The organism is Lentzea sp. HUAS12 (assembly GCF_024125735.1).
GTDB lineage: Bacteria > Actinomycetota > Actinomycetes > Mycobacteriales > Pseudonocardiaceae > Lentzea > Lentzea albida.
On sequence record NZ_CP099738.1, the window covers coordinates 1,069,752 to 1,087,519 of the forward strand.

Genomic DNA, 17,768 nt, shown 5'->3' on the forward strand with positions numbered 1-17,768 from the left:
AGGTCAGGCGCCCGTCGAGGCGAGCCCGTTGCGAAACCACTCCGGCATCGTCTCGCCGGCGCGCGGGAACCACTTCTGCTCGGTGGCGAAGTTCTCCGGCGACGGCGCCTCGTCGAACTTCGGGGCCTCATCGCGGTTGTAGTGGATGCTGAACCGGCCGGGCGGGTCCAGGACGTACTCGAACTCGATCCAGGAACCGAGCCCCTCGGCGTACATGCCCTTGCGCAACTGCTGGAACTTCCGCCACACCTCCGGCGGGAAGGACCAGCCGCGCACGGAGCCGTCGCCCATCTTCACACCCGTGTAGGTCTCGCTGTGCGGGCCGATCATCTTGGCGCGCACCACCAGGCGCGACCACCCCTGCGGAAGGGTCGGCAGGATCTCCTGGGTGATCTCCGCGAGCTTCTCCTGCTGCTCGATCGGGCTGAGCTCCGGCCAGTTCGCCATGCTTGTTCGCTTCCTCCTGGATCGCCCTCAGGCGTCGATCAGCCTACTGACCGGCCTCGGGTGCCCGCTGCGGCTCGAGCCCGCGTTCGACGGTCTCGCGCAGCCGGCCTGGAACGTGCTCGGCCCGCCGGCGTGCAGAACAGCGCCGCCGCGGCTACCGGTCCGGCTGGATGATCAACAGGCGGAACGTCGTCGACGGGGACTCCCGCCCGCACGTCTGCAGGATGTGCCAGGCCAGGTTGCCGGGGCCGTTGTCGTGCTGGGGGAGCCGCTCCCGGCTGATCCCGAGGACGCCGTCGGGGCTCTCGTCGAGGAGGTCGGGCGTGCCGACGAGCACGGCCAGGCCGAACGACAGCACGTCCGCGCGCAGGTCGTCGTCGAGGTCGTCGGTGAGCCCGATCATGCAGCGCGGCTCGCCGGCCGCGTCCGAGCCGAGGCCCACCAGGCCCGCCAGGCCCGCGCTGTGGGCGGCGGGCACGTCGAACACGCGGACGTTCGTCTCCATCGCGAGCGCCATCAGCCTCGCCACCGGGGTGGTGAGCAGCGGGTCGTTGACGGAGGCGTCGGGATCGTCCGCGGGTTCTCCCATGATGGTTCGATCGTATGGGCATCGGCGCCCGCCCGCGCGTTCGCGCCGGGCTCAGTCGTGCACCGGGTACGGCGAGAACGTGCTGTGGTTCTCGTCGATCGCGAGCGTGCGGCCGACCTGCGGGAACGCGCGCTGGGCGCAGCCGATGCGCGGGCAGGTCTTGCAGCCGGGACCGATCGGCACGGCGGCGTCGTGGTCGTCGAGGTCCAGCCCGGCCGAGTAGATCAGCCGCGAGGCGTGCCGCAGTTCGCAGCCGAGGCCGACGGCGTAGGTCTTGGTCGGGGTGCCCCAGCGGTTCGGCCTGCGCGTGACGGTGCGGGCGATCCAGAAGTAGCCGCGGCCGTCCGGCATCACCGCGATCTGGCGCAGCACCCTGCCCGGTGCGCTGAAGGCCTCGTAGATGTTCCACAGTGGACACGTTCCGCCGGTGCGGGAGAAGTGGAAGCCCGTGGCGGACTGGCGTTTCGACATGTTGCCGGCGCGGTCGATGCGGATGAACGAGAACGGGACGCCGCGCGACCGCGGTCGTTGCAGGGTCGACAGCCGGTGGCAGATGGTCTCGAAGCCGAGGCCGTAGTGGTCGGTGAGGCGTTCGACGTCGTAGCGGAAGCTTTCGGCGGTGGCCAGGAAGTCCTTGTACGGCAGGATGAACGCGGCGGCGAAGTAGTTCGCGAGGCCGATCCTCGTCAGGGTGCGCGACTGCGGGTTGCGCACCTCGGCGGCCAGCGACGTGAGCAGGTCGCCGTGTTCGGCGTAGGCCACCTGCACGGCCATCCGGAACGCCTGCTGGCCCGGCCGCAGCCCGGTGGACAGGTGCAGCACCCGCGCGGCCGGGTCGTACCGGTGCCGCTCGTCCGCCGTCTCCAGGCGGGCGACGCGGATCCCGTGCGCCGCAAGGCGTTCGGTCAGCACGGCCCGCACCTCGCCGCGGCGCAGCCGGCACTCCTGGGCGAGCAGCTCCGCCGGTTCGTCCAGGACGGCGATGTAGTTCTGGCGCTCGTAGAAGAAGTCGCGGGCGTCCTCGTGCGGCATGGTCACCGACACGGCGTCCTCGCGGTCACCGGTGAGCAGCGTGAGCTGCTCGGACGCCTCGCGGTAGCGGCGGTGCAGCGCGATGACCGCCCTCGCCGCGTCGGGGGAGGAGGCGGCGAGCTCCGTCGGGACCGGCGCGCCCAGGTCCGAGAACACCTCGCGCAGCTCGGCGAGCAGCCGGTGGGCGTCGTCGTGGGCGAAGAAGCTCGCGTCGACGCCGAACGCCTCGGTGATCTTCAGCAGCACCGGCACGGTGAGCGGGCGGGCGTTGTGCAGCAGCTGGTTGAGGTAGCTGGGGGAGATCTCCAGCAGCCTCGCGACCTCCACCTGGCTGAGCGCGCGATCGGCGATCAGCTGCCTCAGCCGGGGTCCGACGAAGGTCTTGTCCATGGGCGGACTATAGCCAACGAATTGCTTCGCAACGTTCGCAAATGCATGCGGAAACTTGGCAGAACTTCGCTGATTTCGGCCCTCGACCAGCGTTGAAGCGCCGACCTAGGTTCATTCGCAACGGACCGACCGGTGTTGGCAAGGAGAACCACGATGACCGAGGCGAACGAGCAGGCCCAGCAGCTGGCGCAGCAGTGGTCCACCGACCCGCGGTGGCGCGGCATCGAGCGCACCTACAGCGCCGAGGACGTCGTGAAGCTGCGCGGCACCGTCGTCGAGGAGCACACGCTGGCCCGGCGCGGTTCCGAGAAGCTGTGGGACCTCATCAACAGCGAGGACTACGTCCACGCGCTCGGCGCCCTCACCGGCAACCAGGCCGTGCAGCAGATCAAGGCCGGCCTCAAGGCCATCTACCTCTCCGGCTGGCAGGTCGCCGCCGACGCGAACCTCTCCGGCCAGACCTACCCGGACCAGTCGCTCTACCCGGCGAACTCGGTGCCGCAGGTCGTGCGCCGCATCAACAACGCCCTGCTGCGCGCCGACCAGATCACCCACGCCGAGGGCGACCACAGCGTCGACTGGCTGGCCCCGATCGTCGCGGACGCCGAGGCGGGCTTCGGCGGCAACCTCAACGCGTTCGAGCTGATGAAGGCCATGATCGCGGCCGGTGCGGCGGGCGTGCACTGGGAGGACCAGCTCGCGTCCGAGAAGAAGTGCGGCCACCTCGGCGGCAAGGTGCTCATCCCGACCGAGCAGCACGTCCGCACGCTCAACGCCGCCCGCCTCGCCGCCGACATCGCGGGCGTGCCGTCCGTGATCGTCGCCCGCACCGACGCCCAGGCCGCCACGCTGATCACCAGCGACGTCGACGAGCGCGACCGCCCGTACATCACCGGCGACCGCACCGCCGAGGGCTTCTACCGCGTCACCAACGGCATCGACCCGTGCATCACCCGCGGCCTCGCCTACGCGCCGCACGCCGAGCTGCTGTGGATGGAGACCTCGAAGCCCGACCTGGAGGTCGCGCGCCAGTTCGCCGAGGCGATCAAGGCCGAGTACCCGGACCAGCTGCTGGCCTACAACTGCTCGCCGTCGTTCAACTGGCGCAAGCACCTCGACGACGCCACGATCGCGAAGTTCCAGCGCGAGCTCGGGCACATGGGCTACAAGTTCCAGTTCATCACCCTCGCGGGCTTCCACGCGCTCAACCACTCGATGTTCACGCTGGCCCAGGGCTACGCCGAGACCGGCATGACCGCGTACGTCGACCTGCAGGAGCGCGAGTTCGCGTCCGAGGCGGACGGCTACACCGCGACCCGGCACCAGCGCGAGGTCGGCACCGGCTACTTCGACCTGGTCAGCACCGCGATCAACCCGGCCAGCGACACCACCGCGCTGAAGGGCTCGACGGAGGAGGAGCAGTTCTGATGCTGAACCACCGCATCGAGGTCGTCGGAGACGCCGACCCGGTCGTCCTGACGCCCGAGGCGCTCGACTTCCTCGCCCAGCTGGACCGCGAGTTCGCCGGCCGCCGCGCCGACCTGCTCGCCGCCCGCCGCCACCGCAGGGAGGACCCCGCGCCGCTCGGGTTCCTCGAGGAGACCAGGCACATCCGCAACGCGGACTGGTCCGTCGCCGGTCACGTGGCAGGCCTCGAGGACCGCCGCGTCGAGATCACCGGCCCGCCCACCCGCAAGATGACGGTCAACGCGCTGAACTCCGGTGCGAAGGTGTGGCTCGCGGACTTCGAGGACGCGACCGCGCCGACGTGGGAGAACGTGATCGGCGGGCAGCGCAACCTGCTCGACGCCGTCACCGGGAAGCTCGACTTCACCGAGAACGGCAAGCGCTACGCCGTGGGGGAGGAGCCCGCGACGATCGTGGCCCGCCCGCGCGGCTGGCACCTCGTCGAGAAGCACCTGGTGTCCGACGGCCGCCCGATCGCCGCCGCGCTCGTCGACTTCGGCCTGTTCCTCTTCCACGCGGGCCGCGAGAAGCCGTTCTTCTACCTGCCGAAGCTCGAGAACCACCTCGAAGCCCGGCTGTGGAACGACGTCTTCGTGCGGGCGCAGGAGATCCTCGGCATCCCGCGCGGCACGATCCGCGCGACCGTGCTGATCGAGACGATCACCGCCGCGTTCGAGATGGACGAGATCCTCTACGAGCTGCGCGAGCACTGCGCGGGGCTGAACGCGGGCCGCTGGGACTACCTGTTCAGCGTCCTGAAGAACTTCCCCGACCAGCCGCTGCCCGAACGCGCGCGGCTCACGATGACCGTGCCGTTCATGCGCGCCTACACCGAACTGCTGGTGAGCACCTGCCACCGCCGGGGCGCGCACGCGATCGGGGGCATGGCGGCGTTCATCCCCAGCAAGGACCCCGAGGCCAACGCCGTCGCGTTCGACAAGGTCAGGCAGGACAAGGAACGCGAGGCCGCGGACGGGTTCGACGGCTCGTGGGTCGCGCACCCCGGCCTGGTCCCGGTGTGCCGCGAGGTGTTCGACGACGTGCTCGGTGGCTGGCCTCATCAGCTCGGCCGCCTGCGTGAGGACGTGCGGGTCACGGCCGCCGACCTGCTGGACTTCTCCAGCGCGGGCGACGAGGTCACGGAACCGGGGCTGCGCAACAACATCGCGGTCACCGTCCGGTACCTCGACGCGTGGCTCGGCGGCACGGGCGCCGTCGCGATCTTCGGGCTGATGGAGGACGCCGCCACCGCCGAGATCTCCCGCTGTCAGGTGTGGCAGTGGCTGCGGCGCGGCCTGTTCACGCTGGAGCTCGTCGAGAAGATCCTGGACGAGGAGATCCTCGGGCTCACCCACGCCGACGCGGTGCGCGAGCTGTTCACCGACGCGGCACTGGGGGAGGCACTGCCCCCGTTCATCACCCCGCGCGCCTACGCGCACCACCTCACCAGGGTCGCGGTGGGATGAGCGAGATCGAGCGGGTGGGCGTCGTCGGAGCCGGTCTGATGGGCTCCGGCATCGCCGAGGTCTGCGCGCGGGCGGACCTGGACGTGCTGGTCTGCGAGCAGGACGCGGAGACCGCACGGGCGGGCCGCGAGCGGATCCGGGCGTCGCTGGAACGCGGTGTCCGCAGGGGGAAGCTGACGGCGAGTGAGCGGGAGGCGGCCGAGTCGCGCCTGCGCTTCACCTCCGACGCGGACGACCTCGCCGACCGGCAGTTCGTCGTCGAGGCCGTGGTGGAGCGCGAGGACGTCAAGATGGGCGTCTTCGAGGTGCTGGACAAGGTGGTGGAGGACCCGGACGCGATCATCGCGTCCAACACGTCGTCCATCCCGATCATGAAGCTCGCCATGGCCACCGGCCGCGCGGGCAACGTGATCGGCCTGCACTTCTTCAACCCGGTGCCGGTGCTGCCGCTGGTCGAGGTCGTCACCTCGCTGCTCACCAGGACCGGGACGCGCGACCGCGCCGAGGCTTTCGTGACCCGCGTGCTGCGCAAGCAGATCATCCGCTCGACCGACAGGGCGGGCTTCGTCGTCAACTCGCTGCTGGTGCCGTACCTGTTGTCCGCCATCAGGATGGTGGAGTCGGGGTTCGCCTCGGCGTCCGATGTGGACGACGGCATGGTGCTCGGCTGCGCGCACCCGATGGGCCCGCTGCGGCTCGCCGACCTGATCGGCCTCGACACGGTCCAGGCGATCGCCGAGTCGATGTACGCCGAGTTCAAGGAGCCCCTGCACTCGCCGCCGCCGTTGCTGCTGCGGATGGTCGAGGCCGGACTGCTGGGCGAGAAGTCCGGGAGGGGTTTCCACACTTACCCGCGTGCCTGAGCGGCGTGGCAGCGTGGGAAGGGGAGGCGGTGCCCCCGGCCGAGACCCGGCCGGGGGCACCGCTGTGTTGTCGCCGTGTGGTGGCTGTGTCAGCAGGCGAGCGTCGGGGCCTGTGCCTGGCCGCCGCCGTGGAGGTTCGCGAACTTCACCCCGGTGAGCCCGAGGACCGCCTGGGCCGTGGCGCGCCGTGCCGTGGCGGCGTCGAAACCCGTTGCGTCGTAGGAGATCGCACCGCGGTTCGCGGCCGGCGAGGAGCACCCCTGCTGCAGCGACCGGAGGAACCTCTTGGCCTTCACCGCCGCGACCGGGCGGTACCCGGCCAGCGCCTGGGCCGCGAGCCCGGTGCTGTTGGCGTTCGACGCGGCCGTCCCGAGCGAGAACCCGCCGTCGGCGTTCTGCCTGCCCGCCAGCCACGTCGTGCCCTCGGCGGCGTTCGTGGTGTCGCCGGTGGCGCGCAACGCCTGCACCACCACGGACGTCGAGTCGACGTCGCTCACGCACGGCGTCTGCCCGAAGTCCTGCGGGAACCCGCCGTCCGCGCACTGCGTGCCGGCCAGGAACGCCCTGGCGGACGTGGGCGCGCCACCGGACGTGCGGTCCAGCGCGATCAACGCGAGCGACTGCGTGAAGGCGTTGGAGAAGTCGCCGAAGTCCGAGCGGTCCGAGAACCGCCCGCTCGGCGTGAGCAGCGCCCGCAGTCCGCCCTCGAGATCCACTCCGCCGAACGACGTGCCGCTCCTGTGCCGGACCTGCGCGCCGAGCAACAACTTGGCGTGTGCGCCGGCGTACGACTCGGTGCCGGCGCCGACGTAGCCGGTCGTGATCTCCGGCCTCGCCAGCCACGTGATGGCCTTCTCGGCGTTGGTGCCGGAGACCCCTGCGGCGGCGAACGCGAAGATCGCGTCGATCGTGCCGCCCTGGTCGGGGAACCTCTCCCCGCCGAACTCGACCTCGAACCGCTCCCCGTCGACCAGCTGCCGCGCCAGCCATCCCGCGGCGGCGTCCGCCTTGTCGTGAGTCGAGGCCACCGCCGGAGCGGCCGTGCCCATGCCCAGCAGGAGGACGGCAGCGAACACCAGACGTCTCATCAGAACCCTTTCCCGCACATCCACGACAGGAGTTGGTGGCACCGCGCGGCACGGGTGTTCGGGCTCGCCTCGCGGGGAGGCACACCGTTGCGGGACAGCGCCGGATTCACACCGGACTTCCCCCGCGCCACGCTGAACGCCCCCAGGCTCTCACGCGGGGCAGGGCCGCCGCGGGGGTGATCGCGGTGTGAGGGGCAGATCACGGTCGTGCCTGGTCGCTCTGCTCCGCTCCTCAACGCCCGAGCCGAGCCAACCGCACCCCGGTAGCATCCCGACCGTGCCCGCCACCTCGGCCAACTCCCTCGGCGACTTCCTCCGCGCCACCCGCGCCCGCCTGGACCCGGCCGACGCCGGACTCGCCGCGGCCGGTGCCGGTCGTCGCGTCACGGGGCTGCGCAGGGAAGAGGTCGCGGTGCTCGCCGGCGTCAGCGCCGACTACTACGCCCGCCTTGAACAGGGCCGGGAACGCAACCCGTCGGCGCAGGTGCTGGCGGCCATCGGGCAGGCGTTGCAGCTCAGCGCGGATGCCAGGGAGCACCTCTTCCGGCTCGCCGGGCTCAGCCCGAAGCCGGACGTCGCGCGGGAGTGCGTGCACCCCTCGCTGCTGGAGTTGCTGGACGCGTTCCCCGCCTCGGCCGCCTACGTGCTGGGGCCGTCGTTCGACGTGCTGGCGACGAACGCCCTCGCGGCCGCGCTGCTGGCTCCGTTCGGCGGGATGCGGAACATGGTGCGGGTGCTGTTCACGCACCCCGAGGCCCGGAACGTCTTCGTCGAGTGGCCCGTCGTCGTGCGCGCCACGGTCTACGCGTTGCGGCTCAACGCCGGGCGGTTCCCCGGCGACGGCGACCCCGCGGGGCTGGTGGACGAGATGCTCGAGTGCTCGCCGGAGTTCCGCGCTCTGTGGGCGGACCAGTCCGTGAGCGGGCTGACGCGGGCGTTCAAGGTCTTCGTGCACCCCGACGCCGGACGCGTCGAGCTGACCTACCAGACCTTCGACGTGCACGACGCGCCCGGCCAGCAGCTGCTCGTCGGCACCGCCGAACCCGGCAGCCGCAGTGCCGAGGCGCTGGCGTTCCTGGCGTCGTTCCACTCCGGAGCCGTCCTCGGCGAGTGAGGGTGGGTGCGCCGCACCTGGGCAACGGCGTCCTTCTTCGCGCGTCGGTTCGCCGGTTGACTCGATCCCGTCGAAGAGGTTCGAAGGGACGAGTTCCATGCAGATCGTTGTCATCACCGGGGGAAGCCGCGGCCTGGGTGCCGCCGCGGCGCGGGCGTGTGCGCGCCGGGGGATGGGCGTCGTCGTGACGTACAAGGCGAACCCCGAATCGGCGGCACGGGTGGTCGCCGAGATCGTCGAAGGCGGAGGTGAAGCGCTCGCTCTGCCGCTGGACGTCGCGGACGTGTCGTCGTTCAGTGAGTTCCGCGAGGCGCTTCTGGTGGCGGTGCGGGAGAAGTGGGGTCGTGAGGGGATCGACGCGCTGGTGAACAACGCGGGCTACGGCGTCTACACGCCGATCGAGTCGGTGTCGGAGGAGGAGTTCGACGGACTGTTCAACGTGCACCTGAAGGGTCCGTTCTTCCTGACCCAGACGCTGCTGCCGCTGATCGCGGACCGAGGTTCGGTGGTGAACATGGCCAGCGCGACCTCACGCGTGGCGACGCCGGGCGTGGCGCCGTACGCGAGCTTCAAGGGAGGGCTCGAGGTGCTGACCCGCTACATGGCGAAGGAGTTCGGCGAGCGGGGGATCCGGGCGAACGCGATCGCGCCGGGCGCCATCCGCACCGAACTGGGCGGTGGGCTGACGCCGGAGTTCGAGGCGGCGCTGGCCGGTCAGACGGCTCTGGGACGGGTGGGAGAGGCGGACGAGGTCGGCTCGGTGGTCGCGACCCTGGTGTCGGAGGACGGGCGCTGGATCAACGCCCAGACCGTCGAGGTCGCGGGCGGGTACTGCATCTGACCGCCGGTCCGGGGAGCCACACCCGGCGTCGCGGTGGCGGGCCGCCTCTCGTGCAGCGGCCTGCCCGCGTACCGGCTACGGCAGCAGCGTGTCCGGCGGGATCTGCAGGGCGATCGTGATCAACGAGTGCACGCGCGTCGCGATGACCGCGAGCAGGCCCTGCATCTCGGGGGCCGCGCCGTCCGCCGCCGTCTGGAGGGTCTGCAGGTCGACGTCGATGCGGTCCAGGATGGCCGCGACGTCGGCCTGGCGGGCCGTCAGCGCCGTGGAGATCTCGTCCAGGGGAACACCGTGGACCTCCAGACGTTGAACCAGGTGGATCCTGTCGATGTCGGCGGGGGAGTAGAGGCGGTAGTTGGACGCGGTGCGCTGGGCGGGGCTGATCAGGCCCAACGTCGTGTAGTAGTCGACGGTGCGGATGCTGACGCCGGCTCGTGCGGCGAGTTCACCGATCTTGAGCAACGCTTCGCTCACGTGCACCTCCTCCACGGCAACCATACAGTGCCACGTGCTACTGTTGGAAACATGCCTGATGAAGCCGACGTTGACGGCTGCAGTAGTACGCCGGGGCGAGCCCGGCGAACCGTCTCGAGTGCCGCGGGTGCGGCATGTTGATCCTCTCCGGCCTGCTGGCGATCGTGGCGCTCACCGCCGCCACCGGGTACTTCGTCGCCCAGGAGTTCGCGTACATGGCGGTCGACCGCGGTCGGCTGCAGCAGATGAGCGAAGCGGGTGACAAGGCCGCCGACCGCGCTCTGCGGGTGACGCAGAAGCTCTCGTTCATGCTCTCCGGTGCCCAGTTCGGCATCACCGTGACCGCGCTGCTGGTCGGGTACGTCGCCGAACCGCTGCTCGGCACCGGCCTCGCGAACCTGCTCGGGCTGCCCGAGTCGTTCGGGGTGCCGCTGGCGATGGCCGTCGCGCTGATCTTCGCGACCGTCGTGCAGATGGTGCTGGGTGAGCTGCTGCCGAAGAACCTCGCGATCGCCAAGCCCGAGGCCCTCGCGAAGTGGCTCAGCTCGTCGACGCTGGTCTACCTCAAGATCGCCGGTCCGGTCATCCGCCTGTTCGACGCCGCGGCCAACAGGTTGCTGCGCTCGATCGGCATCGAGCCCGTGGAGGAGCTTCCCCAGGGCGCGACGCCGGAGGACCTCAGGCAGATCGTGGGCGACGCGGGGGACCAGGGCCACCTGGACCCCGAGCTGGCCCAGCTGCTCGACCGCGGTCTCGGCTTCCGCGAGCTCGTGGCGGAGCAGGCCATGACGCCGCGCGTGAACGTGCACTCGGTGCGGTTCGACGAGCCCGCGTCCCGCGTGGTCGAGCTGCTCGACACCGGACACTCGCGGTTCCCCGTGGTGGGCAAGGACCTCGACGACATCCAGGGCGTCGTGGGCCTCGCCGAGGTGCTGACCCTCACGCCCGAGCAACGGCCGGTCACGCCGATCGGCGAGATCGCCTCGAGCGCGCTGGTCGTGCCCGCGACGTTGCCGCTTCCCGCGGTGCTGGAACGCCTGCGCACCGAACGCCGCCAGCTCGCGTGCGTGCTCGACGAGTTCGGCGGGTTCGCCGGGATCGTCTCGCTGGAGGACCTGGCGGAGGAGCTCGTCGGGGAGATCCACGACGAGGACGACCTGGTCGAGGACGCGATCGAACGCGTCGACGACACGAAGTGGCAGGTGCCCGGCCGGATGCGGCTCGACGAGATCGAGGACGCGACCGGCGTGCAGCTGCCCGAGGACGACGCGTACGACACCGTCTCCGGCCTCGTGCTGCACCGGCTCGGCCGGACCGCCGAGGTGGGCGACGAGATCCAGCTGGACGGGGTCACGCTGCTCGTGGGTGCCGTGACGCGCAACGTCCCGGAGACCGTCGTGCTGACCGTGCGGGTGAGGGAGGAGGCTCGATGAGCATCGGAACGGCACTGGGGATCTCGCTGGTCCTGTTGGCGCTCAACGCCTTCTTCGTCGCGGCCGAGTTCGCGCTGATCGCGGCCAAGCGGCACCGCCTGGAGCAGGACGCGGAACACTCCCGCGCGGCACGGGCCGCCGTGGCGGGTGTGCGCGAGCTGTCGCTCATGCTCGCGGGTGCCCAGCTCGGCATCACGCTGTGCACGCTGGGTCTCGGCGCGCTGGCCAAGCCGGCGGTGGCGGACCTGTTCGACCCGCTGTTGCAGCTGGTCGGCCTGCCGGACGCGGTCGCGTACGGCATCGCGTTCACGCTCAGCCTCGTGCTGGTCGTGTTCCTGCACATGGTCGTCGGCGAGATGGCGCCGAAGTCCTGGGCGATCTCGCACCCGGAGAAGTCGGCCCTGCTGCTCGCGCTGCCGTTCCGGGCGTTCGCGCGCTCGGTCCGCTGGATCCTGAGCGGCCTGAACTCGACGACGAACGGCCTGCTGCGCCTGATGAAGGTCGAGCCGCAGGACGAGCTGGCGCAGGCGCACCGGCCGGACGACCTGCGCATGCTCGTGCGCCAGTCCGGTGAACACGGCCTGATCCCCGAGGGTCAGCAGCGGCTGCTGACCCGCATGCTCCAGGTGCAGAAGACGACGCTGCGCGAGGTGATGGTGCCGATCGAGGAGACCTCGACGGTCACCGAGGACACCCCCGCGCGGGAGATCGAGCGCAACAGCCTCCACTGTGGACGCTCACGCTTCCCGGTGCGGGACCTGGGCGGTGGGTTCGTCGGCCTGGTGCACATCCGCGAGGCGATGCGCGCCACCGCCGCGGGTGGCGACCCGAGTGCGCGGGACCTGATGGCCCCGGTGCTGACGCTACCCGCCTCGCTGCCCGTCGCCGCCGCCGTCACCGCGATGAAGGCGGACAGGGCGCAGCTCGCGCTCGTGTCCGGCGACGACGGCGTGGTCGGCATCGCGGCACTGGAAGACCTGCTCGAAGAGCTCATCGGCGACTTCGACGACGAGACCGACGCACCGCGCGCCGCGGTGCGGAACTGACAACCCCAGTCCCCGCAGGAGGAGACTTGTTCAAGCGGATGCTCAGCGCGTTCGGCGTCGGCGGACCGTCCGTCGACACCGTGCTCGACTCGCCGCACGCCGCCCCCGGCCAGCTCGTCACGGGCCAGGTGCGGATCCAGGGCGGTAGCGCGGACGCTGAGATCGGCCAGGTCGTGCTGTCGCTCGTCACACGTGTCGAGGTGGAGCACGGCGACCACGAGTACGGCGGTGTCTCGGAGTTCTTCCGGATGGTCGTGCAGCAGGGCGTGCGCGTGCCGGCCGGTCAGCTGCAGGCGATCCCGTTCCAGCTGCCGATCCCGTGGGAGACCCCGATCACCGCGGTCGGCGGCGGCCAGCTGCCGGGCATGACCGTGGGCGTGCGGACCGAGCTCGTGATCGCGGGCGCGCCGGACAAGGGCGACCTCGACCCCGTCCTGGTCCACCCGCTGCCGTCGCAGGACGCCGTCCTGAACGCGTTCGGGCAGCTCGGCTTCCAGTTCCGCAGCGCGGACGTCGAGGCCGGCCGCCTGCACGGCGTGCCGCAGGAGCTCGGCTTCTACCAGGAGATCGAGTTCTTCCCGCCGGCGCAGTTCGCCGGGTCGGTGAGCCAGGTCGAGCTGACCTTCGTCGCCGGCCCGCACGAGCTGTACGTGATCCTCGAGGCCGACAAGCGCGGCGGCATGTTCTCCTCGGGTGGTGACGCGTTCGGCCACTTCCGCGTCTCGCACCAGGAGGCGCAGGGCACCGACTGGGCGTCGGCGATCAACGGCTGGCTCGCCCAGGTCGCGCAGCGCGGCCACGCGAACCCGGCGTTCGGCGGCGGCCACAACCCGGCCTTCGGCGGTCACAACCCGGCGTTCGGCCAGCCCGGCTACGGCCACCAGCAGCACGGCTACGGTGGTCACCACGGCTACGACCAGCACGGCCACCACGGCCACCGCAGCGGTCCCGGCATCGGTGGCATGGTCGCCGCGGGCGCGGCCGGTGTGGTCGGCGGCATGGTCGTCGGCGAGGTCCTGGAAGAGGTCTTCGAGGACGACGGCGGCGGCGACTTCGCCTTCGGCGAGGAGTGATCTGACGCGTTCCGGTTCCGGCGCCCTTGCTGGGGCGCCGGACCGGGAGCGATAGTGGAGAGGCAGCACGGCAGACCAGGAGGCCCGCAATGGCGCTGGCAGACCACGAGAAGCGCGAGCTCGAAGAGATCGAGCAGCGCTTGTTCGCCGAAGACCCGAAGTTCGCGGCCAAGCTGACGAAACCGTCCGTGCTGGCGTTCCTGTCCGGCCGGACCGTGCGCCTGCTCGGCGGTCTGCTCGTCTACCTGTGCGGCCTGCTGGTGGTGATCGCGGGCGTGAGCTGGTCCTCCGTCGCGGTGATCGCGCTCGGTGCCGTGGTGTGCGCGGGCGTGTTCGCGGGCCTGGTGTTCCAGGCCTGGCGCTCGCACCGCGAGTAGCCGGGTCTCAGAGGCCGGGGGACCAGCACGGTGCGGTCGAGCGGCCTGCCACGCCGAGCCTCGCCCGCACGCTGCGCGGCGGGGCCATCGCGGGCCGCACGTCCGTGCACGTCGACGAGCTGGCCGAGGTGCCCTGGATCGCGAGTCCCTCGTCGGGCGCGGAGCCGCTGCTCGGGGTCTGGCCCGGTCTGGGACGGGCCCGCGTCGTCCACGCCGCCCGGGACTGGCTGACCAAGCTGCACCTGGTCGCGGGCGGCTTCGGCGTCACGACGATCCCCGCGCGCTTCTCGGCTCTCGTCCCCGCGGGCGTGACGTCCCTGCGGGTCGAGGGCGCGCCACCCGAGGTCCGCCGGGTCCTCGTGGCTCACCTGCCCGGTGCCGCCACCCCGGCCGTCGCGGCGGTCGTCGAGGCGATCACCGCGAGCTTCAGACCCTGACGGGCGTCAGTCGTCCTGCCACTCGGCCGGGACGCCGCCGGGCAGCGCCCCCGCCAGTTCGCGCAGCAACGGCAGCGGAACGGTGGAGTACTCGGGGAACCGGTGGTACGGCTTGACCATCGGGTGGAAGCGCTCCGGCAGCCCGCCCGACCGGGCCAGTGCCGCGAGCGCCGTGCCGATGCGCTCACCGGGCACCCGGAACGCGAGGTCGTAACCGTCCACTTCGGACACGGTCGGCAGCCACCCGTCCAGGAACGCCTCGGCCTGCGCGCGGTGGCCGGCGAGCGCGTCGGCGAAGACGGAGCACAGCGCGAACGTCAGGGCGGTCTCGCGACCGTCGCCGAGGAAGTGGCGCGTGGTGAGGCTGATCGACTCCTCCGTGCCGCCCGGCTTCAGCGCGGTGAACACCTCGCCGAGTGCGGCCCACGCGTCCACTTCGGCCAGCGCGGCGAGCGCGGACTCCCGGTCGTCGCGCGCGAGCAGGTCGTCCTCCAGCACGAACCACAGCAGGCCGCGGGACGTGCGCCGGGTGAGTTCGCCGGTCGCCGTGCCGAGCAACCGGTGGGCGGCCTCCACCGTGCCCGGGACGTCGATCCACAGGTAGTCGACGTCCGCGCCGGTGATGGCCGACGGCGACGAGCGCAGCGCGGTCTCCAGGGTGGTGCGCTGGGCCGCGGTCAGCTCCTCGGGCGCCAGCGGGCGGTAGGTCCTGCCGCTGGAGCGGAACTGCCGCGCCATCCGTTCGAGCAGGCGGGAGTGCAGGTTCGGCCGGGAGTTCCCCGGTGCCGTCAGCAGCCCGTCGTCGTCCGTGCCGAACGTCCACGCCGAGGCGGCCAGATCGGCGAGGTCGCCGGTCCACACGTCGTGCACCGGGTACTCGCCCTGAGCGAGGTGGTGCAGCAACGCGAGCGAGTCGTCGTCGGCGAACCCGGAGTGGACCAGGCACACCGTGGCCGCGCACCGCACGTGCAGCGACGGGCTTCCAGTCATCAGATCCCGTGCCGCCGCGACGTGGTCGACCCTCGCGTCGGTGCGCCTCGGCAGACCCGGTGCGACGCCGTTGTCGCGTGCGGCGAGGAAGCCGTGGGCCAGGCATAGGCCCGCGGTCGCGTCCGGGGTGAGCGCGGGCAGCCCCTTCGGCTCCCTGCCCAGCAGCACCAGCAGCCGCAACGCCTCGTCGTCGCCGGTGCGGTTCCACATCTCCTCGACGTCGGCGGCGAACTCCGCGACGGCTCCCGCGTACTCGCTCGTGGCCCTGGCGACGTCGTCCGGCCGCGCCACGAAGTGCGTCTCGCCGACGGCGATCCTGGCCAGGAACATCAACGCCATGGTGTTGTCCCGGCGCACCAGGTCCGCGAGGAACGGGATCGCGGCCCCGGACGCCGTGTACACCGAACCCTGGTGCGTGGTCGCCGAATGCAGGCCGTAGGCGCCGAAGATCTGGTCGCCGTCGTCGTCGCTGGTGAGCGCCTCGATGAACAGCGGCGTGTCCTCGGCCGTGTCGTAGGCGTCTTCGAGGGATGCCCAGTCGACGTCGCGCAGTCCCGCGGGTGGTGTCGTGGTGCCGCGCAACGGCGGCCGCTCCTCGCCGTCCTCGCCCTCGGGCTGGTCGAACTCGGGCGGCTCGAAGGCGGGCAGATCATCAGCGCTGAACACCCTTGTCACTATTTCTTCAGTGTTGACCAAAGTCAATCTCACCCCATCCGGCGGTTTGGGCGCGAGCACACAGGATCGGCGACTACGGGGAGAACCCGGTCCACATGAGCCGGGTCGGGAAGTGGATGAGCGCGTCGTGCACGGCGCTGACGATGGTGGCCGCCTCCGCGACGCCCGCGGCAGGCACGCAGGACGTGTTGCTGGCGGAACTCCTGCGTGAGGCCGTCGTCGCGCAGAACTTCAAGGACGTCCTCGACCTGACTCCACCGCAACCCGGCGAACCACCGGCGGAGCAGCGGGCCGAGCACGATCCCTCGCCCGCCGAGCTGGCCGGACGAGCCGTGGCGCGGACCGGCGGCACCCCGCTGCACCAGACGCCGAACCTGGACGTGGCGGTCATCGAGCTCGACCCGGCGGGCCGGCCGGCGACCGTGGCGAACGTGCTGCTCAGCCCCCAGCACCCGACCGGTGTGGTGGTGCCGGTCAAGACGCCGTCACTGTCCACCGACCAGGTCCGCTACCGCTGGTGGAACGACCACGAGTGGGACACCGGCGGTGGTGCCGGCACCCGCGACGTGCTGCCGGGCAGGGAGAGCGCGCCGATCGACTTCTCCTCGCCGTACCCGGCGTCGGTGCTCAAGCTGATGGTCGGCTTCGGCGTGCTGCGGATGGCGGACCAGGGCAGGACCGGCCTCGACGCCGAGTACTCCTACGCCCCGGAGCCGGCCAGGGAGGTCTGCGGCGGGCCGGTGGTGAAGACGGTCCGCGTGCTGTTCGACGAGATGATCACCAAGTCGCAGAACGAGTCCACGTGCGCGCTGGTCAAGCTGCTGCACGACCTGAACGCGTGGGACGAGGTCAACCGGACCTTCGCGGACCTGGGGATGCCGACGCTGATGCTCACCGGGTCGGTGCCCGGCAACGGCGGCAACTGGGGTGGCGCGAACATGAGCGCCCTCGACACCGCGAAGCTCCTGCTGCTGCTCAACGGCGGCGCGGACGTGCTGTGGACGACGGACGCGGGCAAACCCGTCACCGCCGCCGAGCTCTCGCCCGCGTCACGGGCGTTCTTCCTGGAGACGCTGGCGGGCCAGGGGCACAACGAGATGCTGTCCACGCCGAACTGGTGCGGGCGCGAGCACCCCGTGCAGGGCATCCCGCAGCAGGTGCCGGCGCGCTGGATCGAGCCGGACGGCACCGTGACGGTCGGCGACGCCGTCTACGACCGGGACGTGCGGCCGTGCAACGCGGCCGCGGAGGTGGTGTTCGCGCACAAGACCGGCTGGACCAGCACGTCCGGTTCGGACGCCGGCATCGTCAAGTCGTTGCCCGGCAAGGGGGACCGGGCCTACGTCGTCGTGGTCTTCGGCAACCTGGGCATGGACTACGTCGACGTGGCCCGCCCGGCCGACCCGCCCGGGGTGTTCCCGGTGCTGTACACGCAGAAGTACGCGCAGCTCGGCAAGGCGATCGACACCATCATGAAAGGTCCGTGAGCCCTCACCACGGGACGCCGCGGTGCACGGGTGCGTCCTCGTCGAGGCCGACGAGGACGCGGTGCAGGTGCTCGGCCGCCGAGGCGAGCACGGACTCGTCGACGGTGCCGAGAGCGCGGGCGATCGCCTCGCTGACGGCCGCTCCGGTCTCCAGCGCGATGGCCTTCCCCTGGCCGGTCAGGCGCACGATGCTGCTCCTCGCGTCGGCGGTGTTCGCCTCGCGGGTGATGTGCCCGTCGGTCTGGAGCCTGCGCAGGATGTTGCTCAGGCCGCCCGTGGTCAGCAGCAGCTGCGATGAGAGCTCTTGGGGGCGTGCGTCGCCGTTCGCGGCCAATGCGCCCAGCACGTCGAGCTCGCCGCGGGACAGCCCGTGCTCCTTGAGCACGTCGACGACCACCCGCTCCAGCAACGTCTGGAGCCGCACGGCGTGCTGGGCGAGGGAGAGCGAGGACAGCTCGCGGGGGGACGGCACGGGAGGA

Annotated in this window: 18 protein-coding genes and 1 riboswitch; of the genes, 11 read left to right on the top strand and 7 right to left on the bottom strand. The window is 71.3% G+C overall.

Annotated features, from left to right (window positions below; all coding sequences use genetic code 11):
* Positions 1-3: 3 nt before the first annotated feature.
* From ND450_RS04960 to ND450_RS04970, 3 genes are all read right to left on the bottom strand, one after another.
* Positions 4-447, bottom strand: a complete 444-nt coding sequence (locus ND450_RS04960) for an antitoxin YezG family protein (protein ID WP_253324966.1) — start codon at positions 445-447, stop codon at positions 4-6.
* 154 nt (positions 448-601) lie between these two features.
* Positions 602-1,036, bottom strand: a complete 435-nt coding sequence (locus ND450_RS04965) for a hypothetical protein (RefSeq protein WP_089924550.1) — start codon at positions 1,034-1,036, stop codon at positions 602-604.
* Positions 1,037-1,087: 51 nt separating this feature from the next.
* On the bottom strand, positions 1,088-2,458 hold the full coding sequence (locus ND450_RS04970; RefSeq protein WP_089924547.1) for a short-chain fatty acyl-CoA regulator family protein: 1,371 nt from the start codon (positions 2,456-2,458) through the stop codon (positions 1,088-1,090).
* A 153-nt stretch (positions 2,459-2,611) separates the two neighbouring features.
* On the opposite strand from ND450_RS04970, the gene aceA reads away from it, so the two are divergent.
* Genes aceA through ND450_RS04985 form a run of 3 tightly spaced genes read left to right on the top strand, consistent with a single transcriptional unit; the run spans position 2,612 to position 6,254 of the window.
* Positions 2,612-3,886: an isocitrate lyase gene (aceA, locus tag ND450_RS04975; RefSeq protein WP_253324967.1), complete on the top strand. Its 1,275-nt coding sequence runs from the start codon at positions 2,612-2,614 to the stop codon at positions 3,884-3,886.
* Entirely contained in the window at positions 3,886-5,391 is a 1,506-nt protein-coding gene (gene aceB, locus ND450_RS04980; protein WP_253324968.1) for a malate synthase A, read from the top strand. Before aceA ends, aceB begins: the two co-directional genes overlap by 1 nt.
* Positions 5,388-6,254, top strand: a complete 867-nt coding sequence (locus tag ND450_RS04985) for a 3-hydroxybutyryl-CoA dehydrogenase (RefSeq protein WP_253324969.1) — start codon at positions 5,388-5,390, stop codon at positions 6,252-6,254. Before aceB ends, ND450_RS04985 begins: the two co-directional genes overlap by 4 nt.
* Before the next feature lie 89 nt (positions 6,255-6,343).
* Here ND450_RS04985 and ND450_RS04990 read toward each other — a convergent pair whose 3' ends face one another.
* Positions 6,344-7,342 carry a prenyltransferase/squalene oxidase repeat-containing protein gene (locus ND450_RS04990; protein ID WP_253324970.1) on the bottom strand — a complete coding sequence of 333 codons (999 nt, stop codon included), beginning with the start codon at positions 7,340-7,342 and terminating at the stop codon, positions 6,344-6,346.
* A gap of 52 nt (positions 7,343-7,394) precedes the next feature.
* Positions 7,395-7,465, bottom strand: a riboswitch (cobalamin riboswitch).
* A gap of 154 nt (positions 7,466-7,619) precedes the next feature.
* Between ND450_RS04990 and ND450_RS04995 the strand changes: the two genes are divergently transcribed.
* Positions 7,620-8,456 (top strand): helix-turn-helix transcriptional regulator, encoded by an 837-nt coding sequence (locus ND450_RS04995; RefSeq protein ID WP_253324971.1) that lies wholly within the window; start codon positions 7,620-7,622, stop codon positions 8,454-8,456.
* 97 nt (positions 8,457-8,553) lie between these two features.
* Positions 8,554-9,297 carry an SDR family NAD(P)-dependent oxidoreductase gene (locus ND450_RS05000; protein WP_253324972.1) on the top strand — a complete coding sequence of 248 codons (744 nt, stop codon included), beginning with the start codon at positions 8,554-8,556 and terminating at the stop codon, positions 9,295-9,297.
* A 75-nt stretch (positions 9,298-9,372) separates the two neighbouring features.
* On the opposite strand, the gene ND450_RS05005 is transcribed toward ND450_RS05000, so the two are convergent.
* The gene (locus tag ND450_RS05005; protein ID WP_089924898.1) at positions 9,373-9,771 is read right to left on the bottom strand and encodes a MerR family transcriptional regulator; all 399 of its coding nucleotides are present in this window, start codon (positions 9,769-9,771) and stop codon (positions 9,373-9,375) included.
* A gap of 134 nt (positions 9,772-9,905) precedes the next feature.
* Here ND450_RS05005 and ND450_RS05010 point away from each other — a divergent pair, with 134 nt between their 5' ends.
* From ND450_RS05010 to ND450_RS05030, 5 genes are all read left to right on the top strand, one after another.
* A complete protein-coding gene (locus ND450_RS05010; RefSeq protein ID WP_253324974.1) occupies positions 9,906-11,204 on the top strand; it encodes a hemolysin family protein in 1,299 nt (432 codons plus the stop codon).
* Positions 11,201-12,250, top strand: a complete 1,050-nt coding sequence (locus ND450_RS05015; protein WP_253324975.1) for a hemolysin family protein — start codon at positions 11,201-11,203, stop codon at positions 12,248-12,250. The genes ND450_RS05010 and ND450_RS05015 overlap by 4 nt, the downstream gene beginning before the upstream one ends.
* Positions 12,251-12,276: 26 nt before the next feature.
* Entirely contained in the window at positions 12,277-13,323 is a 1,047-nt protein-coding gene (locus ND450_RS05020) for a sporulation protein (protein WP_253324976.1), read from the top strand.
* An 89-nt stretch (positions 13,324-13,412) separates the two neighbouring features.
* Positions 13,413-13,700 carry a DUF3040 domain-containing protein gene (locus ND450_RS05025; protein ID WP_253324977.1) on the top strand — a complete coding sequence of 96 codons (288 nt, stop codon included), beginning with the start codon at positions 13,413-13,415 and terminating at the stop codon, positions 13,698-13,700.
* Positions 13,643-14,137 carry a LysR substrate-binding domain-containing protein gene (locus tag ND450_RS05030; protein ID WP_253324978.1) on the top strand — a complete coding sequence of 165 codons (495 nt, stop codon included), beginning with the start codon at positions 13,643-13,645 and terminating at the stop codon, positions 14,135-14,137. The genes ND450_RS05025 and ND450_RS05030 overlap by 58 nt, the downstream gene beginning before the upstream one ends.
* Before the next feature lie 6 nt (positions 14,138-14,143).
* Here the strand turns inward: ND450_RS05030 and ND450_RS05035 are convergent, their stop codons facing one another.
* Positions 14,144-15,793 (bottom strand): hypothetical protein, encoded by a 1,650-nt coding sequence (locus tag ND450_RS05035; RefSeq protein WP_253324979.1) that lies wholly within the window; start codon positions 15,791-15,793, stop codon positions 14,144-14,146.
* A gap of 104 nt (positions 15,794-15,897) precedes the next feature.
* On the opposite strand from ND450_RS05035, the gene ND450_RS05040 reads away from it, so the two are divergent.
* Positions 15,898-17,289, top strand: coding sequence for a serine hydrolase (locus tag ND450_RS05040; RefSeq protein WP_253324980.1), 1,392 nt, complete (start codon positions 15,898-15,900; stop codon positions 17,287-17,289).
* 4 nt (positions 17,290-17,293) lie between these two features.
* Here the strand turns inward: ND450_RS05040 and ND450_RS05045 are convergent, their stop codons facing one another.
* Complete coding sequence (locus ND450_RS05045) at positions 17,294-17,761, bottom strand: MarR family winged helix-turn-helix transcriptional regulator (RefSeq protein WP_253324981.1); 468 nt, start codon at positions 17,759-17,761, stop codon at positions 17,294-17,296.
* Positions 17,762-17,768 lie beyond the last annotated feature (7 nt).